Here is a 25,504-nt window from a genome sequence, read left to right as displayed (position 1 = left end):
TTTCAGTATAACATGCAGCCGGCGGTTCCTTCATGTTTTTCACTGGAAGTTTCCAAAAATCTCATCATTCAATACTTCTCCACAAATATAAGGACGCATAGCTTAAATACGGCGCCCATTCGCTGCTTACCTGGAGCATCACGTCTTTTGACGGTTTATCCTCAAGGGCGAAGCGGCGTTTGACGGCATTTTGCAGGCCGATGTCCGCCAAAGGAAACAGATTCGGGCGGCCGAGGCCGAACATGAGGACGTTTTGGACGGTCCACGGGCCGATGCCTCTGATGGTGATCAGCTTTTTCATAATGTCTTCATCCGACAAATGGGTAAGTTCCGCCAGATTGAGCGCTCCTTCTGCAATCATCCGTGAAATGTCAATCGCATATTCCGCTTTTCTCATGCTGAACTGGAGCTCCCGCAAGTCCTGATACTCAAGCCCCGTGATCGTTTTCGGCTCGGGATAGCACCAGACGCCGTCTTTTTGTTCACCGAAGGCATGGACGAACCGTTCCGTTAAAGTAAAAGCGAAGGACAGGTTGAGCTGCTGGTGGATGATGCATTTCATGAGACAGTTGTAGACGTCATACTCCAAGACGAGCGGGGTTCCCGCATGCTCCTCAAAAAGACCCGACAGATTTGTTTTTGAGAAATGATCAAGCACAGGCTGAAGCGGCTGCTCCCACTGAAAAATGTGTTTGATCCGTTCAATCATCTCCTCGCGGTCCGTTTCTCCGCTGACGAGAAAGACCGGGTCTGCGGAGGTGCCTTCCGCTTGAACCGTGATGACGGACAGTTTGCCGTCCCGTGTTCTGAGCGGCACTTTGATTGATCTTGCATGAAGATCGACCGCATTCAGCGGATCGAGCGACAGCCTTTCAAGGACTTTATCAAAATGATACGGCGGTGTGACCGAAACCGTTTCCTTCCACATATGCTCCACCCCTTTTTGTCCAAGTATATCATGAAGCGGCCGGGCGGCAATTCGTATACTTTTCTTCATAACGCCGCATGATATAATGGCAGGCGGAGGGTTGTTTATGATACATATAACCGCAATCACAACACATAATGAGATATTAGATAATATCCCCCTATCACGTACAGAACAACCGGACATCGCATGGTACTGGATTGATTTTTTCGGCGCTGAGATGCATGAAACCGAGCTGCTGCGTGATTATTTTCACTTTCATCCGCTTGCGATCGAGGATTGCTTTCAGCATATGCAGCGGCCGAAAATCGACCATTATGACGGCTACCGTTTTTATGTGCTCCACGCTCTGAACCCGGACACACTGGAAATGGAAGAGGTGGACATTTTTCAGTCCGACCGTTTCATCGTCAGCTTCCATTTGCACGAATCGCCCGGCGTCTCAAAGGTGAGAGAACGGTTTTTCGCTTCTCCGGGATTAGCCAAAAAAGGGCCCGGGCACATCACTTATATGATGATGGATCAGCTTGTCGATGAATATTTCCCCGTGCTGTACAAAATTGAAGACCGGCTGAATGAAATTGAAGACAGCAGAACCCATAAATCTTACGGCACTTTAATGAATGAAGTGTTTGAATTGCGGACTGATCTTTTGAACCTGAGGCGGACGATCATTCCGATGCGCGATTTAATGTACCGGATTTTGAGCCTTGACCATGTAAAAGAAAGCCGTGAAACGAAAGCGTATTTCAGCGATATTTATGACCACCTGTTAAAACTGGCTGAGCTGATCGAGTCAAACCGTGATATGACGTCAGATTTGCGAGACAGCTATGTGACGCTGAATTCAAACCGGATGAACGCCATTATGATGACATTAACCATCGTCTCGACCATTTTTATCCCGCTGACGTTCATCGCGGGGGTTTACGGCATGAATTTCGATAACATGCCTGAGCTTCATTGGAAATACGGGTATTTTATCGTTTTGGGCGTAATGGCCGTTCTTGTGGCCGCCATGCTGTTTTGGTTCGCCCGCAAAGGCTGGTTTAATATTTTCAAGTAAGAACGGCTGCCGGCTGTTCTTTTTTTTGAGAAAACATGATAGTCTGGAAAAAAACGTAAAGAGGTGTGCGCCGTTACCATCCTTTCTCACAGAATCATTTCTTCTGTCCTCCTGGCTTTCAGTGTCATGTCCATTGCCCCGCTGTATAACGGCCGTACGGTGTCTGATTACATCTTTGAGTTACTCGGCTTTTCCTCTTGGCCTGAAGATGGAGCCCATATCTCCGTCATTCCCGGGGTCGTGCTTTACTTTGCGGCGTTAATCTGGTGTGCCGCCGCGTTCAGGCGGACGCTTCCCGCGGCGGGGCTGTTTCTGATCTTTCTCAGTATGGGGGCCGCTTCCGGTATCAGTCCTGCCACCGAATATGCCGCTTTTTCCTTAAAACAGTTCGCGCCCGAAAAAGAGGCTGTCGAATATTTGAAGCACCGCAGCGAATGCAGTCATCTGGTTGAGCGAAAAAGAGCGGGCATGAGCTGCACGCTTTATATCAATCATTACGGAAAAGGGGAACAAACCATTTCTGTCACCCCGGATTTATCAGAAAACATAAAGGACGTCACATTCAAATCAAAAACGTTCACTGTAAAACCCCGTTCAAAAACAATCATCAAAACCCGATTTACCGGATTTTATAAGGGGAAAGCCGCCTCAGACTCCGGATGGTCTTCAGAACCTGAACTGAAAGTGGCAATCCTGTACACAGCAGATTAACCATTTTGCATGTATAATGGTGGAAAACTTTATTGGAGGGACTGTCAAATGAAGATCGCCATCGTCGGACTCGGCAATATGGGCCGCCCCATCGCCGAAAATATCATGAAAGCCGGATACAGCCTGACTGTATATAACCGGACGAAAGAAAAAGCGGCTGACCTGCTGGATAAAGGGGCAGAATATGCCGAAACGCCCCGACAGGCAGCTGAACATGCGGACATCGTGCTGTCCATGCTGTCAGACGATGACGCCGTAACAGACGTGACTTTCGGAGCTTGCGGCATTATTGCCGGGTTATCTGAAAACGGCATTCATATTTCAATGAGCACGATCAGTACGGCGCTGTCTGAACAGCTTTCCGCCGCACATTCGGGCAGAGGGCAGTCCTTTATTGCCGCTCCCGTCCTCGGCCGCCCCGATGCCGCCGAGAAGGCCGAGCTTCGCATCATCACAGCCGGACCGGCAGAAGCGAAGAAAAAGGCCGAACCGCTGCTTAACATCCTGAGTCAGCAAGTATTTGACACTGGTGAAGAAACAAAAACGGCCAATGCCGCGAAAATCAGCGTCAATTTCTTGCTCGTTTCTATGCTGGAGGCGTTATCTGAATCATTCTTAATGATGGAGAAGTACGGGCTAGAGCAAAAACAATTTTTAGAAATCGCCGGCGCGCTCTTTGGCTCTCCCGTCTATCAAAATTACGGAACCATGATGGCTGAGCAGAAATTTGAGCCGGCCGGTTTCAAAATGTCTTTAGGGCTGAAGGATACCAATCTGGCGCTCGCCGCCGCAGAACAGGTTTCCGCAAAACTCCCTCTTGCCGAACTGGCCAAGAGCCATTTTGAAAGCGGGATCGCACAAGGCTTCGGGGATCTGGATTGGGCCGCTTTGATTAAATGCCTGAAATAACAAAACACCTCTCCATTACCAGGAGAGGTGTTTTCTACAGGCGCGGCAGCTTCATTTCTTTCTCAAACATCAGGTCATCAATGCTTTTAAACGTGTAGCCTTCTTTTTTCAAATCGGTAATGGCATCGTCCAGAGCTTCTGAATTGTCCTTTGAAACGGTGTGGAGAAGGTAGATCGCGCCGGGATGAGCCTGCTTTATCATGTGATCATAGGCGTATTGTTTCCCTTTTTGCTCGTTAACCTTCCAGTCGACAAATGCGACGGACCAGAAAACGGTTTGGTAGCCGAGGCGCTTCGTTTCTTTCAGGACATATTCGCTGAATACGCCGCGCGGCGGACGGAGATACAGGTTGTCCCGCTTTCCGGTAATGTTGTACACAGCTTCCGTGACGGAATCGAGTTCGTCTTGAATCTGATCGCCCGTTTTTGTCGTCAGATCAGGATGATGAAAAGAATGATTGCCGATGATATGGCCTTCCTTTGACATCCGTTTAATCAAATCAGGCTGCTCTTTCACAAAATGACCCGTGACAAAAAAAGTGCCCGTGACGTGATGTTTTTTTAACACATCAAGCACTTTCGGGGTGTACCCATTTTCATATCCGTTATCAAACGTTAAATAGATGGTCTTTTCTTTCGTATTGCCTAAATAAAAGGCATCATATTTTTTGACCAGATTGTCCAGCTGTCTGCCGGCATCCGGCGGCTGATGATTGACGCTGCGTTTAAATCCCCAGTTTATCCGTTCATTCGGCACGGCTTCTGCGCTGTTGATGCCTCCCGCAAGAAAAACGGCCATGCAGCAAATTGAACAAAACCATTTCATGACCAGCACTCCTTCTGCATTTTTCCTTATTTTGCAGTAGGCTCTGCTCTTTTATACAGCCGCATTATGGAAAAAGAAAAACCCCGGCATCCGCCGGGGTTTATTCCCAATCCTTTTTAAAGCGTTCGTATTTTGCTTCCAGATCATCAAGCATGCCGATGAGCCGGTCTATATCTTCAACGTCCGTTGATTCAGGGTCTAATGAATCAATGACATTCATAAACATATCGAGTCTGTTCTTCAGGTAATCGAGCTGCTGATCTTTGCTGTTTACTGCATTCCCCATACTTCCACTCCATTCATTTTTTATAATGGTAGCGTATTTTTTGCCGTTTTTCAATGGTTCCGCTACTTGCGATCTTGGCAGATCAGGTCTAAAATTAACAGTTGGCAGACGTTAGTATGCCCCATTTATAAAGGAGTTAGATAGTCATGACACAAAACACAACACTGCGTCCGATCACACCGGAGTACGATCCTTGGGAAGCGTACATGGATGTCGACCAGTATGGAGATATGAAACTGACGAACGTTGAATTCACAACGACGACTTTGTGCAATATGAGATGCGAGCACTGCGCCGTCGGGTACACGCTCCAGCCGAAAGACCCGAATGCGCTGCCGATCGACCTTTTATTAAAGCGGCTTGATGAAATTCCTCTGTTACGCTCTATCAGCATTACGGGCGGCGAACCGATGCTTTCGCTGAAATCGGTAAAGGAATACGTCGTCCCGCTTTTGAAATATGCCCATGAACGCGGCGTGCGCACACAGATCAATTCAAACCTGACGCTTGATATCGGGCGCTACGAACGGATTATTCCCTATCTGGACGTTCTTCACATTTCTCACAATTGGGGAACGGTCGAGGACTTTGCCGACATCGGATTTGCGATGATGGAGAAGAAACCGACATTTGAACAGCGGGCGCGCTATTTTGACAAAATGATTGAAAACAGCCGCACGCTGGTCGAAGCAGGCGTAATGGTTTCAGCGGAAACGATGCTGAACAAACGGACGCTGCCGCATATTGAACATATTCATCGGCAAATTACGGAAGAAATGAAATGCCAGCGGCACGAAGTCCATCCGATGTATCCGAGTGATTTCGCCAGCGCGCTTGAATCACTCAGCCTGACGGACATGAGACAGGCCATTCATCATCTGCTCGACATTCGCGATGAAGAGACATGGATGCTGTTCGGTACGCTCCCGTTTTACGCATGCAGCCCTGATGAAGAAGATCAGAAGCTCCTCCGCCGCCTGCGGGAAGCGAGAAACGTTACGGTGCGAAACGACCCTGACGGCCGCTCCCGCCTGAATGTCAACATTTTTGACGGAAATATCATTGTCACGGATTTCGGCGATACACCGCCGCTCGGCAATATTAAAACAGACAGCCTTCCTGAAGCATATGACAAGTGGAGACAGACGAAGCTGAGCAAAGAGCTGAACTGCCGCTGCACAAACGTCCGGTGCCTCGGCCCGAACGTCCTTGTCAAAAACAGTTATTATCAGGACACAGATTTTTCATTACGAAAAGCCAGAGGTTAACAAAAGATGGAAACGACAATTACGGACATTTTGAAAAGCAAAGTGGTTGAGATCATCATCGTCGCTCTCGTGCTTTACGCCGGTGTTTTTCTGATCAACCGCTTTGTCCAGGTGTTATTTAAACGCACGGATTTCTTGGAGGAACGGAAAGGGAAAACGATTGAAAGCCTCGTCCGATCCATCACCCAGTATACGGCGACGATCGGTTTTATCTTTTACGTCATTTCTTTATTCGTTCATGATTTCGGCCGAATTTTAGCCGGGGCGGGTGTTGCCGGTATCGTCATCGGTTTCGGCGCCCAGTCGTTAATCAAGGACATATTGGCCGGTGTCTTTTTAATATACGAACGCCAGCTTCATAAAGGTGATTATGTGACGATTAACAATCTGTTCAACGGCACAGTCGAAGAAATCGGACTCCGTTCCCTCCAGATCCGTGAGTGGACCGGCAAGCTGCTTACCATATCTAACGGTGAGGTCAGACAGCTTCAAAACTATAACATTGATTTTATGCGGATTACCGAGTCCGTCGTGATCAGTTACAAGGAAGATCCCGAGCGGGTATATGCCGTCTTAGAAAAAGCCTGCGATATGCTCAATGATGAGCTTCGCGATTCACTGAAGCGGGATGAATTTCTCAATGCGACGGAGCCGTTTCAAGTGCATGGAATTATGAGTCTGAACAAATTAACCAGAGGCATTGAATTTACAGTGAAAGGCATGGTTCAAGACACAGAATACTTCTCGGCGAGCCTTGCGGTGAGACGCGTTCTTGCCCGGGAGCTGTACAACAACAATGTGCAATTGCTCGAGGAAATGTATCACACACAAAAAAGCTGATTCCCGAACCGGAATCAGCTTTTTTTATTTATCTCGGCTGCGCTGTCATTTGAAAACCGAATGTGACGTGATCCTGCACCGGAATCCAAGCTCCGATTCCTTGCGAAGTCACATTTTTGACGACAAGTTTCCGCTTGCTGCCTTTCAGCACCAAATACACTTCACCGTATGTTACTTTTCCTTTTTCATTAACGGCCGGAGCGTAGGCATGGAGGTAGCCGAGCCGCTGCGGAGAAATTTTGTAGGTTTGATCGCGTTTTGTGCCTGCGCCGATAACCGTTTCAAACGCGAGCGGCAGTTTTGTTTTCTTCATCGCTTTTTGCATCATCATGCTTTTTACGTCTTCTGCGTTCGGCACCTTCGCTGTGAGCCCGCCTTTGATTTTGTATTGCTGTTCTTGGGCGTATGAGATAACCGCGGTTTGCTGTCCGCCCCGGTTATCCGCTCTGTTTGTGTTGATTTTTTTATATTCCCAGTTGGCGACCGTTTCGTTCGATTGATAGCCGAGCGCCCATTTCCCGAGAAATATTGTCGCCCGGTATCCGATGGCAAGCGGTGAACCGGAAACCGAGGATTCATTCAGCATCTTTATCAGATGCGGATTTTCGATGTTGATCTCGGATGTATCTAACAATTCCTTTGCCAGTTTGCTCGGCTGAAGCATCGGCTGGTCCTGTGAAGCATTCGGATACGTATTCTCCTTTGAAATGCTTACGACAGAGTTGGGAACTTTAAACGGTTTTTTTGCAGCGGCAGACGGCGTTGCGAAAAAACTAAAGGATAACAGCAGAATCAGTGTGGCATGAAACAGCTTTCTCATCATATCACTCTTTCTATAGCATTTTCCTTTAGTCTTTTCCTCCGCAAACGTTGTTATCCGCATTTTTTACAGGTTAAAGCAGGAAAAAACCGATCGCCATAATGACATAAGCGGCAAGGAGCGTAGCCCCTTCAAACCAGTTCGAATCACCGTCATTTGAAATCATTGTCATCAAAAGGACGGATGAGATCATCGCGACAAGCTCGGGCAATGTGAATACAAGCGGCATATTGACCGGAAAAAAGATGGAACAGATCACAAGAACCGGAGCCACAAACATGGCGATCTGCAAAGTCGAGCCTACCGCGATTTCAACGGCGACATCCATCTTGTCTTTGTACGCCATAATAATCGCCGACGCATGCTCTGCGGCATTTCCGACGATTGCGACGATAATCACTCCGATAAACAGCTCGCTCCAGCCGAACTGTTCAGCCACCGCATGAAACGTATGGACAAGGTTTTCAGATATGTAGGCGACGATAATGGTTGAAATAAATAAGACGGCTGTCGCTCTTTTCCCCGACCACTCAGGCTGCTCCTCTTCTTCCTTTGCCTCCGGCTGATTCGGCTGATAAACACCGCGGTGGGTGACGAGCTTGAAATAAAGAGCTGCCACGTACAAAAGGATCATGATGATGCTGATGCCGACACTCAAATCAAGCTTGTTTTTTTCCCCCATATCCATGGAAAACACTTCGGGAATGACAAAAGCAACGATAATGGCAAAAATCAGCAGGCCAGAATTATGCCGTGCATCATGAATATTGAATTCCTGCCGCTTGTATTTCAAACCGCCGATAAAAAACGACAGTCCCGCGACGAGCAGAAGATTGCCGAGCACCGAACCGGTCAGTGAAGCAAGCACGATGCCCGTCAGCCCTTCTTTTAAGGCGAAAAGCGATATAATCAGCTCTACCGCATTGCCGAACGTGGCATTCAGCAGACCGCCGATCCGCGGTCCCGCGATAATGGCAAGAGATTCAGTCGCTCTCCCCATATAACTTGCAAGCGCAATAATCGTCAAGCAATAAATAATAAACAAAACCGCTGACGGCCAGTGCATCAGGCCGCCGATGACTGAAAGCGGCACTCCCGCCGCAGCCGTAAAGAAAAAAATCCGATTCATATCTGCCTGGCTCCTTTTTTCGAATGAGTCTTCTTATATCCTTCTCAAAAACTCCCTCAATTACACTTCCGCGGCAGCCCGAATTGGCATTTTCAGGTTGCCGGACGCAGCAAATCCGTGTACGATCAAGAAAGATACTGAAGAAGGAGAAATACGCGATGTCACGACTGTACTTCTTTATTTTGGTTCTGCTTGTTTCCATCTCCGGATTTTCCCAAGGCATGCTTCTGCCGGTGATCTCCGTCATTTTTGAAACGAACGGGGAATCAGCCGCTATAAACGGACTTCACGCAACCGGCCTTTATATCGGCGTGCTTCTGGCGTCGCCGTTTATGGAGGCCCCGCTACGCAAGCTCGGATTCAAACCTCTGATGGTCATGGGCGGATTTCTTGTTATCATCAGCTTATTCAGTTTTATTTGGCTTCAATCCATATGGTTATGGTTTTTTCTTCGGCTGCTTATCGGAATCGGGGATCATATGCTGCATTTTTCAACCCAAACGTGGGTGACGTCAAAGTCAACGCCCCGAAACAGAGGAAGAAACATTTCGCTGTACGGACTGTCCTTCGGGCTCGGATTCGCTGTCGGCCCGTTCATGGTCCCTCTTGTGAAAACAAGTCCGTCCCTTCCGTTTATCGTATCCGGCTGTATCAGTCTTGCCGCCTGGCTGTTTGTATTTGTCTTACGTAACGAGTACCCGGCGCAAGGTCCGGATGAAACATCCGGGGACAACAGCGCAAAACGGTTTTACCGCGCCCTTCTTTTCGGCTGGGTCGCTTTTCTCCCGGCTTTCGGGTACGGTTTTTTAGAAACGGCGCTGAACGGAAGCTTTCCCGTGTACGCCCTGCGCTTAGGCATATCCGTCGATGCCGTCGCGCTGATATTGCCCGCTTTTGCCATCGGAAGTATTGTATTCCAGTTCCCTCTCGGTTTATTAAGCGATCGATTCGGGAGAAAACGTGTCCTGCTCGTCATCTTATTAACGGGTGCCCTTTGCTTTTTGACGGCCGGACTGTTTCCGTCGCCTTCTGTCATCGGCGGCTGCTTTTTCACGGCGGGAATGGCGGTCGGCAGTATGTTTTCCCTCGGCATCAGCTATATGAGCGACCTGCTGCCGTCCCATCTGCTGCCGGCGGGCAATCTGCTCTGCGGCATTTCCTTCAGCCTCGGCAGCATGATCGGCCCGGTGGCGGGCGGCTGGTATATGCAACGGTTTGAAAGCGCCAATTTGTTTTACTTTATTACGGTGATTCTGGTCTGTATTTGGCTTGCGCTCGTCTTCGGGAAAACAAAGCACAGTCCCGCATCCGAATCCCATTCTTTTCCGGCCTCATAAAAAAGCCGCCTGATCTAAGTCAGGCGGCTTCTTTCTAGTGGTATCCGTTCTGCCCGTTAGCGCTTCCGCTTGTTTTATTCTTCGGGCCGTTTTTGGAGTTTTGTTTATTATGGCTTCCGCCTTTTTTCGTATGCTTGGTCATAATCGATTCCCCTCCGTTTTTCAGCTTGAACGTCTCCGTTCCTCTATAGCTTGCTCCCGCGGTACGGATTTTCATCAGGAAGCTTTTTACGTTTATGTAAAAGCGCGTTGATTTCTCCTCCTAAAATCAGCAGTGTTCCCGTAAGGTAAAACCAGATCATAAGGACGATAATTCCCCCGATGCTCCCGTATGTGGCGCTGTAGTTGGCAAAGGTGCCGACGTAAAATGAGAACAGCATACTGACGATAATCCAGCCGGCTGCCGCAAATACGGCTCCCGGCAGCACAAAACGGAGGGAAAGCCTTTTATTCGGCGCGAAAATGTAAAGCGCGGTAAACACAATTAAAAGGATAAGCGGACTGATACCCCAGCGGACAACCGACCACACCTGCAAAAACAGGCCGGAGGCGCCGATGAAATCTGCGGCCAGCATTCCGATTTCTCTGCCGAACACCGGCAGAAGCAATGCGATTAAAATCGTAACCACCATCGCGATGGTTAAAAAAATTGAGGTCAGGCGAATGATGATAAATGAGCGGTTTTCCTCGACTTCGTAGGCATGGTTAAATGCTCTGACAATCGCGTTCATACCATTCGAAGCCGACCAGATGACGGCGATAATCCCGAATGACAAAAGTCCGCCGCTTCGCTTGTTCAGCGTTTGCTCCGTTATGGATTTCACCATGGACATGGCGCTGTCGGGCGCGTATTGATCGACCGCCCCGAGCACGTCTTCTGCCGATATGGGAAGATAGGCGGTGAGCGTCAGCATGAAAATCATCAACGGAAACAATGACAGCAGGAAAAAATACGCCAGCTCCGCCGATTTACTTTGTCCTTCATGGAGAGAAAACCTTGCAAACAGCTCCTTTATAAAACTCATGACATCCCACCTCAATGATCGTTTTTCGAAAAATGCTCCTTCGTTTCTTTTAACAGGTCAATGACCTGCGGCGTCGTCTGCTTCAGCTTGGTGATCTGCCCGTTTAAAAAACTCAGATCTTCCGATACGGTATTGGCGATGATTTTCACTTGATCCAGTTTTGCAGAAGCCTGCTGTTTCAGGGCTTCAGGATGTTTTCGGTAAAATGCCGCACGCCGCCTACACGCGTCCATGTTCCGGAAACATGCCTCTCTCGTCGGCTTATGTAATAAGGACAGTGCTCCGCCGGCGGCAGCGCCGATCAGAATCGCTTTTGCCATGATGCGTGTCTGCTTCATCGGTCAATCCCCCTTATAAATGATGATCTTTCTTTATTGTCTCCAGCAAATGACGGCACCCGGACTCGACCAAAGCGTACACCTCGCTGAAATTCCCGGTATAATACGGATCGGGCACGTCCGCAAGGTCCGACTCCGGTACATAATCAAGCAGCCTTGCAATACGCGGCGCCGCTTTTTTATAACCGGCCATGCTGCGCAGATGTCCGATATTTTCTGCATCCATCGCAATGACGTAATCAAAATCGGTCAGATCAGACTCACGCACCTGCCTCGCCGTGATGCCGCTTGCGCTGATCCCTTTCTTCTTTAGGATCTCCTTTGTCCCTTCATGCGGCGGATTTCCCGCATGCCAGGCGCCGATTCCCGCTGAATCAATGTTAATCTGCCCATTCAGCCCGTTTTTCTTCACCATATCAGAAAATACCGCCTCTGCCATAGGCGACCGGCAAATATTTCCCAGACAGACAAACAGCACATGTATCATATCGATAACCTCCCTATTCTTTCCCCGCATTTTGAGGATCAAAAACCTTATCATCATCTTAGCAACTTTTCTGCTGCTGTGGAAATAAGCTTTTATTCTAAATGAATTCTGTTAGAATAAAGGGTACGAAAACGGTCATGAAAGGATGCATGAATTTGCCGAGCCAACAAACAGAAACGTTAAACAAAATGATTGAAGATATTTCGCAAAAGCTCAACATGCTCAATGTCGGCGTCATAAGAGCGGAAGATTTCAGTGATGAAAAAATAGAAGATCTTACATACCTTCATCAAATGGTCATGAAAAAAACATCATTCAGCCCGAGTGAAATGCAGGCCATTGCCGAGGAGCTCGCCTCTCTCAGAAAATAAACCCGTGTCAGACCTGCCGAAAAACGGCGGGTCTTTTTTTGATTTAAAAAAGTAAAAAATAAAAGTTCATCGGTTTGACACATATAAAAAGAAGGAGTATAGTAACTGTGAACTTGGTAGAACGATATACTAAATGAGCGGGCCGCTTATCTTTTTTTATTTAGTAGAACGATATACTCGTTGTGATATCAGCGTTATTCAAGTTTGTCTCTGCAACCGTTTTATCAAACCAGTTTTCAAAGAAAGGCAGTGGTTCAATAAAGGGGAATGGTTCTGTGCTTTTGTTAATTTAAAAATTAATTTAATTCTTTATTAACCGCATTAGGGGATGTCATCATGAAAAACATATACACCAAAATGGCAGCGGGTCTTTATATTAATTATTTCCTGCTGGGCATGATCAATATTATTATCGCATCCAATATGGAGGCATTATCAAAACAGCTTCATACATCCGCAGCCGGGGTCAGCTATTTGGTCTCCGCCATCGGGATCGGGAAGCTGATTTCGCTTCTGTTTGCCGGGAAGCTTTCGGATACATTCGGGAGACGGCCGTTTATCGTGTCGGGCGCCTTTCTGTATCTGATTTTCCTAATCGGAATTCCGCTTTCGACAAACTATACGGCCGCGTTTATCTTCGCCATTTTCGCCGGGATCGCCAATTCCTTTTTGGATTCCGGGACATATCCGGCGCTTATTGAAGGATTTCCGAAAAACGCAAGCTCTGCAACCGTGTTAATCAAAGCGTTTGTATCCATCGGCGCGACGGTGCTTCCGTTTTTCATCGCGTTTATTGCGGACAGGCATTTGTTTTACGGCTGGACGTTTTTCGTACCGGGCATTATTTTCTTCCTGAACGGCTTTTTCCTGTTAAAAGTTCCGTTTCCGAATCATAAGCAAAAAGAAGACGGCGGCCGGACGGAAGCCTCTCCGTCTGATGACGCGTTCACATTACAGCCGTCGATATGGCGCGAAGGCCTTGCGATCATTCTGTTAGGCTTTTCATCTACGGCGCTGTTTATGCTCGTTCAAGTATGGCTTCCTAAGTTCGGGCAAACCGTTTTGGGCATGCCTGAGGTGCAGGCTGTCAAATTGTTGAGCTATTACAGCATCGGTGCGCTTGTGTCCGTATTATTGCTGGCCGTGCTGTTAAACAGAGTGATTCAGCCGATTACGGTAATGGTGCTGTACCCTGTGATCGCAGCAATCGCGCTGCTTGCTCTGATTTTCATTCATCAGCCGGCCGTATCAGTCATCAGCTCCTTTGTCATCGGACTTTCAACTGCGGGCATTCTGCAATTGGCGATGACGGTTATGGCTGTTTTATTCCCTAAAAATAAAGGTACGATCACATCTTTTGTTAATATAGCATCAAGCTTATCTTTTATTGTCATTCCGCTTGTAACGGGAGCGATATCCAAAGCGGCCGGCCTGACGCCTGTTTTTCTGCTTGATATCGGAATTGCGGCCGTCAGCGCCCTTCTCGCATTGTTTATCGGAATCCGCTTTAAGCAAGTGATGAAAGCCTGACTATTTTTTAAGGGAGAGGATTTATCATGCAATCTATCACGATCAGAAACACGGTCATCGGCGAAGGGCTTCCGAAGATCATTGTGCCGCTGATGGCGGCCGGAGAGAAAGAACTGCTCGAAGAAATTGAAGCCGTCAACAGGCTTCGCCCGGATATCATTGAGTGGCGGGCGGATGTGTACGAGCATGTTGACAGCCTGGACGCCGTAAAAGACATGCTTGAAATGCTGCGGAAAGCCGCAGGCGCAACACCGCTGCTTTTCACATTCAGAACTCATAAAGAAGGCGGAAATAAAGTTATTGATGACCGCTTTTACATTGAATTGCTTAAAACCGCCATCGAAACAAAACACATTGACCTTGCAGACGTTGAGTTGTTTACGGGAGAAGCGGAAGTCAAATTAATTGTGAAAACCGCTGAAGACAACGGCGTATATGTCGTCATGTCCAATCATGATTTTCATCAGACACCGAAAAAAGAAGAAATCATTTCCCGGCTGCGGAACATGCAGGCGTACGGCGCGCACATTCCGAAAATCGCGGTGATGCCGCAAAGCACTGAAGATGTTTTCGTCTTATTGGATGCCACTCACACGATGAAAACACAATACGCAGACCGGCCGATCATCACGATGTCAATGGCGGGAACAGGTCTGATCAGCCGCCTGGCCGGCGAAGTCTTCGGCTCAGCGTGCACGTTCGGAGCGGGCAAAGAAGCATCAGCGCCCGGACAAATTCCCGTTGAAGAATTGCGCAGCGTACTCAGCATTTTAAATAAACATATGTAATCAGCGTTTTTCTGCCCTTAAAGCGGGATGAAAAACAAATGAATGGACTAACGGAGGAATACATCATGAAGAAAGATTTAGGACGGATTAACGGAAAAACTCAGCTTATCGGATTATTCGCGACACCGATCGGACACTCTTTATCTCCGGCGATGCACAACCTGGCGTTTAAAAAATTAGGATTGAACTACGCGTACCTCGCGTTTGAAGTCGGCAATGAACAGCTGGAAGATGTGGTAACGGGAATGCGCGCCTTAAACGTCAGAGGCTTCAATGTCTCGATGCCGAACAAGATGAACATTCTCCCTTACCTCGATGAACTCGCGGATTCAGCGAAATTCACCGGCGCGGTGAATACAGTCGTTAATGAAAACGGCAGACTGATCGGACACTCCACTGACGGTATGGGATACGTCCGCAACTTAAAAGAACATGGCATCGATATCACAGGCAAAAAAATGACGCTGGTCGGTTCCGGCGGGGCCGCCACTCCGATAGCGATTCAATCCGCATTGGAAGGCCTCGGAGAAATCTCTATTTTCGCCCGCAATGACGCGTTTTTCGAAAAAGCGGAAGAAAACGTCCGCATCATCAATGAAGAAATGAAGGGATCTTCTTGCAAAGCGAAAGTCTTCCCGCTCGAAGATCAAGATGCGCTGCGTGCTGAAATCGCTTCAAGCGATATTTTCACAAACGGAACGGGTGTCGGCATGAAACCGCTTGAAGGCTTGAGCGTCATTGAAGATACATCCATGCTCCGTCCTGATTTGATTGTGACAGACGTCGTTTACAACCCCGTTACGTCGAAATTGCTTGAACAAGCTCAAGCGGCCGGCTGCAACACGATTAACGGCCTCGGCATGATGCTTTGGCAGGGCGCCATGGCGTTTGAATATTGGACAGGCCGTGAAATGCCGGTTCAGTATATTAAAGAGCAAATGTTTGAATAACCTATTGTGACAGAAGCGCCGAAGGACAATCCGTCTTCCGGCGCTTTATCATTTTCTCCCCCTCTCTCTTTCTTCTCATGCGCCAAAACGCTTATAATGGATGTAACGAATAAAAACCAAGTGAGGAATGCGACGTATGAAACAGCAAAAAAAACGCCGGGTGACATTGCAGCAGGTCGCTGAACATGCCGGCGTCTCAACATCCACCGCTTCATTAATCGTCCGCAATAATCCGCGAATTTCCGAAGCGACCCGTGAGAAAGTGCTGCAATCCATGCGGGAGCTGGGGTACGTATATGATCGGGTCGCCGCGAATTTACGATCACAGACGTCCACAACGGTAGGATTGATTATTACTGACATTTCCAATACGTTTTTCTCAGAGTTTCTGATCGGCGTTCAGAATACGCTTGAGGAAGTCGGATTAACGGTGCTGTTAGGCACGACATTTGATTCCGTCGCCAAGCAGGAGCAGCTGATCTCAACCATGCTGGAGCACAGGGTCGGCGGATTGATTTTGTGCCCGGTTTCAGGTACGGCTGAGGAAACCCTTTCCCGCCTTGAGCAGCTTGACATTCCGGTCGTGCTCGCCGTCAGGGAGATTGCCGATGCCGACTGTGATTTTGTCGGAGCCGATTATGAGGAAGGCACCTATAAGGCAGTGCGTCATTTCATTGAGAAAGGCCATCAGGAGATTGCGTTTCTGGGCGGCGTGAAGCACTCGTCAACATGGACGAAGCGCATGAAAGGGTTTAAAAAAGCGCTCCGTGAAGCGGATCTGGAAGTAAAAAATGACTATGTCATTGACAGCGCGCCGACCCGCGAAGCAGGCTGTGAAGCCGTGACGGAGCTCCTCCGCCGGTCTGAGCGCCCGACCGCGATTTTCTGCTTCAGTGATTTGGTCGCGTTCGGCGTCATGCAAGGGATCAGAAAAGCCGGGCTCATTCCGGGCGAAGATATTGACATTGTCGGCTTTGATAACGTGCCGGAAGCTGAAATTTCTTATCCCCCGCTTACAACCGTTTCTTCCTTTCCGCGGCAGTCGGGAAAAGAAGCGGCTCAATTGCTGCATCATAAAATCACCAATTCCCAGCACAAAAAACAACGCATTATTCTGGCGCCTGAGCTGGTTATCCGGGAATCTTCACAAAAAAAGCGGAACGCCTGATACGGCGCTCCGCTTTTATATTACGCAAGCAGTTTTAATGATTCGCGGTTGAATGCCGGTATGTCATCCGGTGTGCGGCTTGTGACCAGCTGGTTCTGGCAGACGACGACTTCTTCATCCACCACATTTGCGCCCGCGTTTTCCATGTCGATTCGGATTGATGTAAACCCTGTCGCTTTGCGCCCGTCCAATGCTTTCGCGTTGATGAGAAGCTGAGGTCCGTGACAGATGGCGAACACCGGTTTTTTATCATCCATAAACGCTTTGGCAAATTGGACGAAACGGTCATCCGCACGCAGCATGTCAGGAGAGAATCCGCCCGGGATCAGCAATGCGTCAAAGTCTTTCGGATTTACATCATCGATGGACGCATCCACTTTCACTTCCGCTTCCCCTTGTTTGCCTTTGACTGTTTTTCCTTTTTCCTGTTCAATTACGGTTAATTCATGACCCGCATCTTTAAAAGCTTTCGCAGGTTCAGTATACTCGACATCCTCAAAATAATCGGTTAATACAACTGCAATTTTTTTACCCATAGTTACTACCTCCTGCTTGATGAAGTCTACATAAATCCATGTACCCCAGCCACACTAACATCAAACATAGGTAACGCGTTTGCCGCTCACCCGTTTCACATAGGTCATTATCCTCATTTTTCATCTTTTTACAAGAATCATCATGAAATCTATATGAACTTTCACAAAATATTCTTACAATGGTACTGCATGACAAAATTTGTTGAAAGGTGGAGAACAGGTGAGAATACAGAAAAGACGATGCAGCGTCAATATGACACTCCGTATTCTGCTGCCACTAGTTATGATACTTAGTCTAATCCTCCCAACATCACCCATTAAAGCAGAAGAAAACAAATCCTCCAGTGTGAATCTCAGCATTTTAGCCACAACTGACGTTCACGCTAACATGATGGACTACGATTACTACAGCGACAAACCGACAACGGAATTCGGGCTGGCCCGAACGGCTCAGCTTATTGAGAAGCACAGGCGCGAAAACCCGAATACGCTGCTTGTCGATAACGGAGACCTGATTCAGGGGAATCCCCTCGGAGAATACGCCGTAAAATATGAGAAAAATGATATTATTTCAGGCGCAAAGACCCATCCGATCATTGAAGTGATGAACAGTCTGCATTATGACGCAGGAACACTCGGCAATCATGAATTTAATTACGGGCTTGAATTTCTGGACGGGACAATCAAAGGCGCTGATTATCCGATCGTTAACGCCAATGTGAAAACATTAAGCGGCGAAAACCGTTATACGCCTTATGTCATAAAAGACAAAACCGTCACGGATGAAAATGGCGGCAAGCATCAGATAAAAGTCGGCTACATCGGCTTTGTTCCTCCCCAAATCATGACGTGGGATAAGAAAAATCTCGAAGGCCGCGTTCAGGTCGAGGACATTGTGGAATCCGCAAAGAAAACCGTTCCGAAAATGAAAGCTGAAGGAGCCGATATCGTCATCGCCCTCGCCCACAGCGGCATCGAAAAAAAAGCGCAGTCTTCCGGAGCGGAAAACGCCGTTTTTGACCTGGCAACGAAAGTCAGCGGAATTGATGCGATCGTATCCGGCCATCAGCACGGGCTTTTCCCTGATGCCGAATACAAAGGCGCTGATCAATTTGACGTCGATAAAGGCACGATTAACGGCATCCCCGTTGTCATGTCAAGCAGCTGGGGCAAATATGCGGGCGTCATCGACCTCCGGCTTGAAAAGACAGACAGCGCGTGGCATGTGGAAGATGCAAAAGGCAGCATCGAGCCGATTGCCGGCAATGTGACGTCGGAAAACGAAACCGTCGTCAATACCGTCAAAAAAGCGCACGAAGGCACATTGAAATACATCAGAGAACCCGTCGGCCAGACAAAAGCCGATATCAACAGTTTCTTCGCCCAAGTCAAAGATGATCCGTCCATTCAAATCGTAACGGATGCGCAAAAATGGTACGCCGAAAATAAGATGAAGGATACGGAATACAAAGATCTGCCTATCCTCTCGGCGGGCGCCCCGTTTAAAGCCGGCGGGCGGAACGGCTCAAACTACTATACAAACATTTCCGCTGGCGACCTCGCCATCAAAAATATCGGCGATTTGTACCTGTATGACAACACGGTTCAGATCGTCAAGCTGAACGGAAGCGAAGTGAAGGACTGGCTCGAAATGTCCGCAGGGCAATTTAATCAGATCGATCAGGCAAAAGGCGGCAGCCAAGCGCTTTTAAATGACGCCTACCGCTCATACAATTTTGATGTCATTGATGGTGTCACCTATCAGGTCGATGTCACAAAACCTGCGAAATACAACGAAAACGGAACAGTCATTCATCCCGATGCAAGCCGGATCGTCAACCTTTCTTATCAAGGAAAGCCCGTCAGCGCCAAGCAGGAATTTCTGATCGTCACAAATAATTACCGCGCTTCAGGCGGCGGAGGATTCCCTCACTTAAGCAATGATAAAATCGTATACTCTTCTGCCGATGAGAACAGGCAGGTCTTAATGGATTACATCATCCAGCAGAAAACGATTAATCCGCAGGCTGATCATAACTGGTCCATCCTTCCGGTCAAAGGGACAAACCTGACATTTGAATCTTCCTTGGCCGCAAAGCCGTTTGCCGACCGCGCAGATGACGTCGCCTATATCGGTGAATCACAAAACGCGGGCTACGGACAGTACAAGCTCCAATTCAAAGATGATGAACCGGGCACAGATCCGCCGAAAGATGACGCATGGAAACTCACCGTTATGCATACAAACGACACGCACGCCCACCTTGATAACGCGGCGAGGCGGATGACGAAAATCAAAGAAATCAGAAGCGAAACCGACCGCAGCATTTTGCTGGATGCGGGAGACGTTTTCTCAGGCGATCTCTATTTCACAAAGTGGCAGGGGCTGGCTGATTTAAAATTGATGAACAGCATGGGCTACGACGCAATGACCTTCGGAAACCATGAGTTTGATAAAGGACCGGGTGCTCTCGCCAGCTTCCTGAGCGGGAACGGTAGCGCGGCTGACCCGTCCGGAAAATACAATTTTCAAGCGCCTGACTTTCCGCTCGTCAGCTCAAATGTCGATGTGTCCAAAGAGTCAAAACTCAGACCATTCATGAAAAAAGCAGACACATTTACGGCAGGGAAAAAGAAAAAAGCAGGCATCTATCCATACATTCTGCTTGATGTAAACGGAGAAAAAGTCGCCGTATTCGGCTTAACGACAGAAGATACGTCCGTCACATCAAGCCCGGGAAAAAGCATTGTCTTTCATGATGCCTTCCAATCCGCACAAGATACGGTAAAAGAAATACAGAACAAGGAACATGTCAATAAAATTATCGCCCTGACCCATATCGGGCATCAGCGTGATCTCGATCTTGCCAAAAAGGTAAAAGGCATCGACTTGATCGTCGGCGGACATACGCATACGCTTGTAGATAAAATGGAAGTTGTCAAAAACGAAGAGCCGACCATCGTCGCCCAGGCAAAAGAATACGGCGAATATTTAGGCCGGGCAGATGTCGCCTTTGACAAAAACGGCGTCGTCCTGCCGGAACAATCCTCTCTTCAGGCGATTCCGGTGAACGAGCAGACGAAAGAAGACCCGGATCTGAAAAAAGAGCTTGATCCGTTTAAAAAAGAGCTCGTCTCAGTCAAAAATGAAAAAGTCGGCTCAACGAAGGTCGCACTTGACGGCCAGCGCGAGCATGTCCGCTCCAAAGAAACCAATCTCGGAAACTTCATCGCGGACGGCATGCTGCAAAAAGCGAAGGAAGCGGCCGGCGCCCAAATCGCGATCACAAACGGGGGCGGCATCCGCGCGGGCATTGATAAAGGAGAAATCACACTCGGCGATGTGCTGAATGTGATGCCGTTCGGCAACACGCTTTACGTCGCGGATTTAACCGGAAAACAGATCAAACAAGCCCTGGAACAAGGGTTAAGCGGAATTGAGGCTCAAGGCGGCGCCTTCCCTCAAGTTGCCGGTTTAACATACACGTTTACACTGAATAAAAAGCCGGGACACCGCGTTCTTCAAGCTGCGGCCGTACAGGATGACGGCAGCGTAAAGCCGATTTCTGATAAGAAGACATACAGAGTCGCCACCAGTAACTTTGTCGGTGAAGGCGGAGACGGATATTCCGTCTTTAACGAAGCGTCCCATAAAGAAGACCTTGGCTTTGTCGACTATGAGGTCTTCACCGAGCAGCTTGAAAAAGCGGGAAAAGCGGTGGAACCGAAAGTTGACGGCCGCGCGCAGGAAGTGTACCTGCCGACGAAACAAAAAAACGGTTCGTGGACGCTTGAAGATGACAGCGCATTTGCCGCCTATGCCAAAAACGCCAACACGCCGATCGTGTATTACGATAAGAATGACGGCACCAAAAAGCCGATTGATCTCAGCGTGACCAAAAAACAAATCGGCCTGTTAAAGGACAGAACATCGGATTCTTCCCTTACGATCCTGCATGACAAGTTCAGCATGAAAATGCCGATGGCAAACGCTGCTTCAGCTGATACACGATTCGGCGTGACGCCGAAAGGAAAAGTAAGCGGGGCGCTTTCAAATGTATACGACTTTACAATGAAGCAGAAAAACAAAGACATCAAAACATTCAAAGCGCCGGTAAAGCTCACCCTGCGCATTGAGAATACGAAAAAGGCGAAACAGCCGGGCATTTACCATGTAGACCGGAAAAAGAACGTCTATACAAAAACAGACAACGGTTCGGTTTCACACGATCTCGTCACGGGCTATACAAATCATTTCAGTGAATACACCATATTAAACGCAAACACGAAGAGCGCGCCGCAACCAAGCGGAGACCAAGGCTCCGGAAAGCAGCCAAGCGGACAAAAACCGTCATCCGGCCCTGCACAGGACGGGGTATCGCCGGGCGGCCTGCTTCCTGATACGGCCACAACGATGTATTCCATCCTTCTTGCCGGGTTACTCATCAGCGCGCTCGGAACGGCACTGTATCTGCATCAAAGAAGAAAAGCAAAAAAAGTGAACGAAGCATAAAAAGACCGCTTTTATCGGGCGGTTCATCCAAAAGCTCTCCTGATCTGATTTCAGGGGAGCTTTTTCTCTCGGTCCCCCTCTGAGTCGACAGCCGTACGGCCGAGTGATAAAATATGAACGTTATTCGCGAGAGACATACATCCGCATCGTTTAACACTTCACGGCAGGGCCTCTCTTTCATACGGCGCCGCCTGTTTGGAGGACTTTTTTTGAAGATAACAGGACACAAACGAAACCGCATGTCTTACAAGAAAAAGCTGTTTTACGTGATAACAGCGCTCTGTTTTATCAGCTCGTTCATTTTCGTCACTCACAATGCTTCTTTTTATGAGCGGCCGATTGCCAAAGTGACGAAAACAACATTGGAACATCAGTCTGACGTACAGGACATGCATAAAAACAAAGATAAGATTTTCAATCAGACGATCACTGCCAGACTTGAAAACGGCAGTCAGAAAGGACAGCTCATTCATTTGCCCAATCAGTATTCATCATCCGGAGCGAACGATCAAAAATATTCGATTGGCGATGAAGTATTCGTTTCTATTGATAAAGGGAAACCATCAAACAAGGATATATCGGGAAGCATTATAGATAAAAAACGGGATAAACAGCTTTTGCTGATCGCTTGGGTTTTCATCTTCACCTTGCTTATCGTCGGAAAAAAACAAGGCTTCTTTTCGATCGTCAGCCTGATGTTTAACGCCGTTTTACTGTCGTTTGCATTAGATTTGTACAGGAAGCATCCTAATACAGGGTTAATTTTCATCTGCGGTATCTGTATTCTCATCTTTACTGTCATCTCATTGCTGCTTGTCAGCGGTTTTCACGCGAAAACATACGCTGCCATTGCCGCGACGCTCGCAGGCACTTTCGTTTCCCTGCTGATTACGTATCTGGTGATGCTGGCAACCGGAGAGAAAGGTCTCAGATATGAGGAAATGCAGTATTTAACCCGCCCTTATCACACGGTGTTCATGGCCGGGGTATTTATCGGATCACTGGGAGCGGTCATGGATGTGGCCATTACCATGACGTCATCTGTCTTCGGATTATATGAAGAAAACAAGGGTATCTCATTACAAGCTCTCAGACGTTCCGGGATGGAGATCGGAAAAGACATCATGGGGGCGATGACCAATATTCTGTTTTTTGCTTATATAAGCGGCTCTATTCCGATGATGCTTTTGTATTTGAAAAATGATTCCCCGATAGGATTCACTCTTTCTATGAACATTTCCTTGGAAATAGCCAGAGCATTGGCCGGAGGGATCGGAATTGTATTAGCCATACCCGCCAGTCTGTATGCTTCTATCTTTTTTATTAAACGAAAGAAGGCAAGCTCATGAATGTCATCGTAATTCTCGCGGCGATTTTATTTCTATTGATGGTCATCATCGGCGGAAAAAAAGGAGCGAGGTCTTTTATTGCGTTATTCTTAAATTTCGGTGTTCTCTTTCTCACCATCATTTTCATGACAGACCCGCATATCAATCCGATTGTTTTAACATTGCTCTCTTCCGCCGTGATTTGCAGCATTACTCTTTTTTATATTAATGGAGGAAACGTCAAAACCGTAACCGCCTTTATTTCTGCAATGCTGACGATTGTACTGCTGCTGTTTTTTATTATGTCTGTAACAAAACATACTTCAATTCAGGGATTCGGTGAAGAAGAATTGGGTGATATCGGCATATTCACACTGTTTGTCGGGGTGGATTTTGTGAAGGTTACCGCAGCCATGATCATCATGGGCACGATAGGGGCGATTACCGATGTCGCGATTTCCATTACTTCACCCATGCGGGAAATTTACAGTCATAATCCGTCCATGAGCAGAAAAGATCTGTACACATTCGGATTAAGCATCGGGAGAGATATTTTAGGAACGAATACGAATACGTTATTCTTTGCTTTTTTCGGCAGCTATTTGGCTTTAATTATCTGGTTTAAAGACTTATCATACTCAGCTGAAAAAATAGTGAACTCAAAAGTATTCAGTGCGGAAGCCGTTACCATTCTTTGTGCCGGAATCGGGATCGGCATCATCATTCCCGTTACGTCCTGGATCACCGCCTGTTTTTTAGCAAAACCAAATAAACGTTAAAAGCTGCCGGGACACGCCCGGCAGCCTTTTTTATCTTATACCCACTTTACAACGTCTTTTGAGGCAGATCTTGTTTTCGGGCGCGGTTCTCTGACACGGTAGCCGAATGCGGCCATAACAGAGATGTCGAAACTTCCGTTTTCCAGAAGCCCTTCTTCTTCAAGAATCCGGTGAATTTCTTTGTAGTTGAAGCCTTCTACAGGGCAGGAGTCGATTCCGATCTGCGCAGCGGCTGTCATCATATTGCCGAGGGCGATGTAAGTCTGTTTGGATGCCCAGTCAAACAGCGCGCGATCTGATTCTAGCAAATTGAAATCATTTTTCTGGAAGTCTTCCGTTTTGCTGATATAGCCTTCATACATATCTTCCGGCATTTTTTTGACTTCCCGCAAGTGATTTTTGACATAGTCGGCGTCAAAACGGATATCCTTTGCCGTCCGGGCAAGCAGAAGTACGAAATGGCTTGCGGTCGGCAGCTGCTTTTGCGCGCCCCATGTGAACTCGCGGAGTTTTTCACGAAGCTCCGGATTTTGAACGACGACAAATTTCCAAGGCTCCAAACCGAGTGAGCTTGGGGATAATCTTCCCGTTTCTAAAATGAATTCAAAATCGCTTTCTGAAATTTTTTTCTCAGGATCAAATTCCTTTGTGGCGTGTCTGAATTGATACGCTTCGATGATCTGCTGTTTTTTATCTGACATTCATGATCTCTCCTTTTCAATCGTTATGTACTATTGTAGCCATTATTTTTGAAAGTACCAGTACGCACATTTTTGTTGGATAGTATTCATTTTGATACTGACAAAAAAACGGGCTGCCGCGGCAGTCCGTTTTTATTTTTCTCTTCTCGCAAAGTCGACGAAACGGAATTTATCGAGCCTGTGCCGGCTTTCCGTGTACTGAAAGAGGCTGGTATCCTCCAAAAAGACGCGGTTTTTCACGACCGCCATATGGCTGAATCCGCCGAGATCCAAATACTTCCGGTCCTCTTCCCCCGCCGGCTCCACGACAATTTCCTTTTGCGCGTAGCTGATGGACAGGCCGAGCTCTCCTTCAAGATACTCATAGATCGAATCTTCGCAAATCGCCTTCGTCAATAGAGGCACATGTTTTTTCACAAAGTAATCCTTGTCCAAAATAATATGTTCTCCGTCAATCCGTCTTGATCTGACGACTTCCCACACCTTTTCATCCGCTTCTGTACCAAGCTCTTTTGCGGCTTCTGAGGGAGGCAGGATCAGCCCGAGACGGTGAACCGTCGTTCTCGTCTCTTTTCCGAGCGTTTCCGAAAGCTCTTTGAAGCTGATCAGGCCTGAGACGGGAAAACGCATTTTTTCTCTGTCTAATATGACGGAGCCTTTGCCTTTGATTTTCTGGATGTAGCCGTTTTGCGCCAGCATATTGAGCGCTTTGCGGACGGTTTCTCGTGATGTGCCGTATTGATCGCACAAATCATTTTCAGACGGAAGAACGTCTTCAGCCTTCCGCTGGCCGCTTTCGATCTGCCGCACCATATCTTTATAGATTGTGATGTATTTATTCACTTTCATTTGACCACCCAGATTAGTGTA

At 47.7% G+C, this 25,504-nt stretch carries 25 protein-coding genes; 14 read left to right on the top strand and 11 right to left on the bottom strand.

The window, feature by feature from the left end; genetic code table 11:
* Positions 1–64: 64 nt before the first annotated feature.
* The gene (locus ACKTRM_RS04165; RefSeq protein WP_012117087.1) at positions 65–928 is read right to left on the bottom strand and encodes a DNA-3-methyladenine glycosylase family protein; all 864 of its coding nucleotides are present in this window, start codon (positions 926–928) and stop codon (positions 65–67) included.
* A 106-nt stretch (positions 929–1,034) separates the two neighbouring features.
* On the opposite strand from ACKTRM_RS04165, the gene corA reads away from it, so the two are divergent.
* From corA to ACKTRM_RS04150, 3 genes are all read left to right on the top strand, one after another.
* Positions 1,035–1,994, top strand: a complete 960-nt coding sequence (gene corA, locus ACKTRM_RS04160; protein ID WP_012117086.1) for a magnesium/cobalt transporter CorA — start codon at positions 1,035–1,037, stop codon at positions 1,992–1,994.
* 63 nt (positions 1,995–2,057) lie between these two features.
* Positions 2,058–2,705, top strand: a complete 648-nt coding sequence (locus tag ACKTRM_RS04155) for a hypothetical protein (RefSeq protein ID WP_012117085.1) — start codon at positions 2,058–2,060, stop codon at positions 2,703–2,705.
* A 48-nt stretch (positions 2,706–2,753) separates the two neighbouring features.
* Entirely contained in the window at positions 2,754–3,614 is an 861-nt protein-coding gene (locus tag ACKTRM_RS04150; protein ID WP_012117084.1) for an NAD(P)-dependent oxidoreductase, read from the top strand.
* A 34-nt stretch (positions 3,615–3,648) separates the two neighbouring features.
* Here the strand turns inward: ACKTRM_RS04150 and pdaA are convergent, their stop codons facing one another.
* Positions 3,649–4,440 (bottom strand): delta-lactam-biosynthetic de-N-acetylase, encoded by a 792-nt coding sequence (pdaA, locus tag ACKTRM_RS04145; protein ID WP_012117083.1) that lies wholly within the window; start codon positions 4,438–4,440, stop codon positions 3,649–3,651.
* 100 nt (positions 4,441–4,540) lie between these two features.
* On the bottom strand, positions 4,541–4,726 hold the full coding sequence (locus ACKTRM_RS04140) for an SE1561 family protein (RefSeq protein WP_003155558.1): 186 nt from the start codon (positions 4,724–4,726) through the stop codon (positions 4,541–4,543).
* Between the two features lie 146 nt (positions 4,727–4,872).
* On the opposite strand from ACKTRM_RS04140, the gene yfkAB reads away from it, so the two are divergent.
* Both yfkAB and ACKTRM_RS04130 read left to right on the top strand, forming a co-directional pair.
* Positions 4,873–5,994 (top strand): radical SAM/CxCxxxxC motif protein YfkAB, encoded by a 1,122-nt coding sequence (yfkAB, locus tag ACKTRM_RS04135; RefSeq protein ID WP_012117082.1) that lies wholly within the window; start codon positions 4,873–4,875, stop codon positions 5,992–5,994.
* Positions 5,995–6,000: 6 nt separating this feature from the next.
* Positions 6,001–6,834 carry a mechanosensitive ion channel family protein gene (locus ACKTRM_RS04130; RefSeq protein WP_007408513.1) on the top strand — a complete coding sequence of 278 codons (834 nt, stop codon included), beginning with the start codon at positions 6,001–6,003 and terminating at the stop codon, positions 6,832–6,834.
* Between the two features lie 28 nt (positions 6,835–6,862).
* On the opposite strand, the gene ACKTRM_RS04125 is transcribed toward ACKTRM_RS04130, so the two are convergent.
* Positions 6,863–7,657, bottom strand: a complete 795-nt coding sequence (locus tag ACKTRM_RS04125) for a YfkD famly protein (RefSeq protein WP_023356782.1) — start codon at positions 7,655–7,657, stop codon at positions 6,863–6,865.
* A gap of 70 nt (positions 7,658–7,727) precedes the next feature.
* Positions 7,728–8,783 (bottom strand): calcium/proton exchanger, encoded by a 1,056-nt coding sequence (gene cax / locus ACKTRM_RS04120; protein ID WP_007408511.1) that lies wholly within the window; start codon positions 8,781–8,783, stop codon positions 7,728–7,730.
* Positions 8,784–8,941: 158 nt separating this feature from the next.
* On the opposite strand from cax, the gene ACKTRM_RS04115 reads away from it, so the two are divergent.
* Positions 8,942–10,120 (top strand): MFS transporter, encoded by a 1,179-nt coding sequence (locus ACKTRM_RS04115; protein WP_012117080.1) that lies wholly within the window; start codon positions 8,942–8,944, stop codon positions 10,118–10,120.
* Between the two features lie 185 nt (positions 10,121–10,305).
* Here ACKTRM_RS04115 and ACKTRM_RS04110 read toward each other — a convergent pair whose 3' ends face one another.
* Genes ACKTRM_RS04110 through ACKTRM_RS04100 form a run of 3 tightly spaced genes read right to left on the bottom strand, consistent with a single transcriptional unit; the run spans position 10,306 to position 11,970 of the window.
* Entirely contained in the window at positions 10,306–11,145 is an 840-nt protein-coding gene (locus ACKTRM_RS04110) for a YihY family inner membrane protein (protein ID WP_007408509.1), read from the bottom strand.
* A gap of 11 nt (positions 11,146–11,156) precedes the next feature.
* Positions 11,157–11,483, bottom strand: coding sequence for a hypothetical protein (locus ACKTRM_RS04105; protein WP_012117079.1), 327 nt, complete (start codon positions 11,481–11,483; stop codon positions 11,157–11,159).
* A gap of 13 nt (positions 11,484–11,496) precedes the next feature.
* Positions 11,497–11,970: a low molecular weight protein-tyrosine-phosphatase gene (locus ACKTRM_RS04100; RefSeq protein ID WP_012117078.1), complete on the bottom strand. Its 474-nt coding sequence runs from the start codon at positions 11,968–11,970 to the stop codon at positions 11,497–11,499.
* 155 nt (positions 11,971–12,125) lie between these two features.
* Between ACKTRM_RS04100 and ACKTRM_RS04095 the strand changes: the two genes are divergently transcribed.
* The 5 genes from ACKTRM_RS04095 (at position 12,126) to ACKTRM_RS04075 (ending at position 16,777) form a co-directional block, all read left to right on the top strand.
* Complete coding sequence (locus ACKTRM_RS04095; protein ID WP_012117077.1) at positions 12,126–12,341, top strand: DUF1128 domain-containing protein; 216 nt, start codon at positions 12,126–12,128, stop codon at positions 12,339–12,341.
* Between the two features lie 336 nt (positions 12,342–12,677).
* Complete coding sequence (locus tag ACKTRM_RS04090) at positions 12,678–13,871, top strand: MFS transporter (RefSeq protein ID WP_012117076.1); 1,194 nt, start codon at positions 12,678–12,680, stop codon at positions 13,869–13,871.
* 26 nt (positions 13,872–13,897) lie between these two features.
* Entirely contained in the window at positions 13,898–14,659 is a 762-nt protein-coding gene (gene aroD, locus ACKTRM_RS04085) for a type I 3-dehydroquinate dehydratase (RefSeq protein WP_012117075.1), read from the top strand.
* Positions 14,660–14,724: 65 nt separating this feature from the next.
* Complete coding sequence (locus tag ACKTRM_RS04080; RefSeq protein WP_007408504.1) at positions 14,725–15,609, top strand: shikimate dehydrogenase; 885 nt, start codon at positions 14,725–14,727, stop codon at positions 15,607–15,609.
* Positions 15,610–15,745: 136 nt separating this feature from the next.
* Positions 15,746–16,777 carry a LacI family DNA-binding transcriptional regulator gene (locus tag ACKTRM_RS04075; RefSeq protein WP_012117072.1) on the top strand — a complete coding sequence of 344 codons (1,032 nt, stop codon included), beginning with the start codon at positions 15,746–15,748 and terminating at the stop codon, positions 16,775–16,777.
* Between the two features lie 20 nt (positions 16,778–16,797).
* Here ACKTRM_RS04075 and ACKTRM_RS04070 read toward each other — a convergent pair whose 3' ends face one another.
* Positions 16,798–17,313, bottom strand: coding sequence for a type 1 glutamine amidotransferase domain-containing protein (locus ACKTRM_RS04070; RefSeq protein WP_003155578.1), 516 nt, complete (start codon positions 17,311–17,313; stop codon positions 16,798–16,800).
* Between the two features lie 220 nt (positions 17,314–17,533).
* Here ACKTRM_RS04070 and ACKTRM_RS04065 point away from each other — a divergent pair, with 220 nt between their 5' ends.
* From ACKTRM_RS04065 to ACKTRM_RS04055, 3 genes are all read left to right on the top strand, one after another.
* Positions 17,534–21,826: a multifunctional 2',3'-cyclic-nucleotide 2'-phosphodiesterase/3'-nucleotidase/5'-nucleotidase gene (locus ACKTRM_RS04065; RefSeq protein ID WP_012117071.1), complete on the top strand. Its 4,293-nt coding sequence runs from the start codon at positions 17,534–17,536 to the stop codon at positions 21,824–21,826.
* Between the two features lie 209 nt (positions 21,827–22,035).
* Positions 22,036–23,175 (top strand): YibE/F family protein, encoded by a 1,140-nt coding sequence (locus ACKTRM_RS04060; protein ID WP_012117070.1) that lies wholly within the window; start codon positions 22,036–22,038, stop codon positions 23,173–23,175.
* Positions 23,172–23,933, top strand: coding sequence for a YibE/F family protein (locus tag ACKTRM_RS04055; RefSeq protein WP_007408500.1), 762 nt, complete (start codon positions 23,172–23,174; stop codon positions 23,931–23,933). Before ACKTRM_RS04060 ends, ACKTRM_RS04055 begins: the two co-directional genes overlap by 4 nt.
* 35 nt (positions 23,934–23,968) lie before the next feature.
* Here the strand turns inward: ACKTRM_RS04055 and ACKTRM_RS04050 are convergent, their stop codons facing one another.
* Positions 23,969–24,634 carry an NAD(P)H-dependent oxidoreductase gene (locus ACKTRM_RS04050; protein WP_003155588.1) on the bottom strand — a complete coding sequence of 222 codons (666 nt, stop codon included), beginning with the start codon at positions 24,632–24,634 and terminating at the stop codon, positions 23,969–23,971.
* A 132-nt stretch (positions 24,635–24,766) separates the two neighbouring features.
* On the bottom strand, positions 24,767–25,483 hold the full coding sequence (gene treR, locus ACKTRM_RS04045; RefSeq protein WP_012117069.1) for a trehalose operon repressor: 717 nt from the start codon (positions 25,481–25,483) through the stop codon (positions 24,767–24,769).
* Positions 25,484–25,504: the final 21 nt, after the last annotated feature.

The organism is Bacillus sp. D7-8, from assembly GCF_052055895.1.
Lineage (GTDB): Bacteria > Bacillota > Bacilli > Bacillales > Bacillaceae > Bacillus > Bacillus velezensis.
The sequence above is the reverse complement of the archived record's forward strand: the minus strand, read 5'-3'. Positions and strand labels throughout refer to the sequence as shown.

Excerpts from the sequence above, each read along its gene's own strand:
- ACKTRM_RS04055 (WP_007408500.1), top strand. The coding sequence starts at position 23,172 with ATGAATGTCATCGTAATTCTCGCGGCGATTTTATTTCTATTGATGGTC.
- ACKTRM_RS04125 (WP_023356782.1), bottom strand. The coding sequence starts at position 7,657 with ATGATGAGAAAGCTGTTTCATGCCACACTGATTCTGCTGTTATCCTTT.
- ACKTRM_RS04150 (WP_012117084.1), top strand. The coding sequence starts at position 2,754 with ATGAAGATCGCCATCGTCGGACTCGGCAATATGGGCCGCCCCATCGCC.
- ACKTRM_RS04105 (WP_012117079.1), bottom strand. The coding sequence starts at position 11,483 with ATGAAGCAGACACGCATCATGGCAAAAGCGATTCTGATCGGCGCTGCC.
- aroD (WP_012117075.1), top strand. The coding sequence starts at position 13,898 with ATGCAATCTATCACGATCAGAAACACGGTCATCGGCGAAGGGCTTCCG.
- ACKTRM_RS04090 (WP_012117076.1), top strand. The coding sequence starts at position 12,678 with ATGAAAAACATATACACCAAAATGGCAGCGGGTCTTTATATTAATTAT.
- yfkAB (WP_012117082.1), top strand. The coding sequence starts at position 4,873 with ATGACACAAAACACAACACTGCGTCCGATCACACCGGAGTACGATCCT.
- ACKTRM_RS04165 (WP_012117087.1), bottom strand. The coding sequence starts at position 928 with ATGTGGAAGGAAACGGTTTCGGTCACACCGCCGTATCATTTTGATAAA.
- cax (WP_007408511.1), bottom strand. The coding sequence starts at position 8,783 with ATGAATCGGATTTTTTTCTTTACGGCTGCGGCGGGAGTGCCGCTTTCA.
- ACKTRM_RS04080 (WP_007408504.1), top strand. The coding sequence starts at position 14,725 with ATGAAGAAAGATTTAGGACGGATTAACGGAAAAACTCAGCTTATCGGA.
- ACKTRM_RS04115 (WP_012117080.1), top strand. The coding sequence starts at position 8,942 with ATGTCACGACTGTACTTCTTTATTTTGGTTCTGCTTGTTTCCATCTCC.
- ACKTRM_RS04130 (WP_007408513.1), top strand. The coding sequence starts at position 6,001 with ATGGAAACGACAATTACGGACATTTTGAAAAGCAAAGTGGTTGAGATC.
- ACKTRM_RS04100 (WP_012117078.1), bottom strand. The coding sequence starts at position 11,970 with ATGATACATGTGCTGTTTGTCTGTCTGGGAAATATTTGCCGGTCGCCT.
- ACKTRM_RS04075 (WP_012117072.1), top strand. The coding sequence starts at position 15,746 with ATGAAACAGCAAAAAAAACGCCGGGTGACATTGCAGCAGGTCGCTGAA.
- ACKTRM_RS04140 (WP_003155558.1), bottom strand. The coding sequence starts at position 4,726 with ATGGGGAATGCAGTAAACAGCAAAGATCAGCAGCTCGATTACCTGAAG.
- treR (WP_012117069.1), bottom strand. The coding sequence starts at position 25,483 with ATGAAAGTGAATAAATACATCACAATCTATAAAGATATGGTGCGGCAG.
- corA (WP_012117086.1), top strand. The coding sequence starts at position 1,035 with ATGATACATATAACCGCAATCACAACACATAATGAGATATTAGATAAT.
- pdaA (WP_012117083.1), bottom strand. The coding sequence starts at position 4,440 with ATGAAATGGTTTTGTTCAATTTGCTGCATGGCCGTTTTTCTTGCGGGA.
- ACKTRM_RS04110 (WP_007408509.1), bottom strand. The coding sequence starts at position 11,145 with ATGAGTTTTATAAAGGAGCTGTTTGCAAGGTTTTCTCTCCATGAAGGA.
- ACKTRM_RS04050 (WP_003155588.1), bottom strand. The coding sequence starts at position 24,634 with ATGTCAGATAAAAAACAGCAGATCATCGAAGCGTATCAATTCAGACAC.
- ACKTRM_RS04070 (WP_003155578.1), bottom strand. The coding sequence starts at position 17,313 with ATGGGTAAAAAAATTGCAGTTGTATTAACCGATTATTTTGAGGATGTC.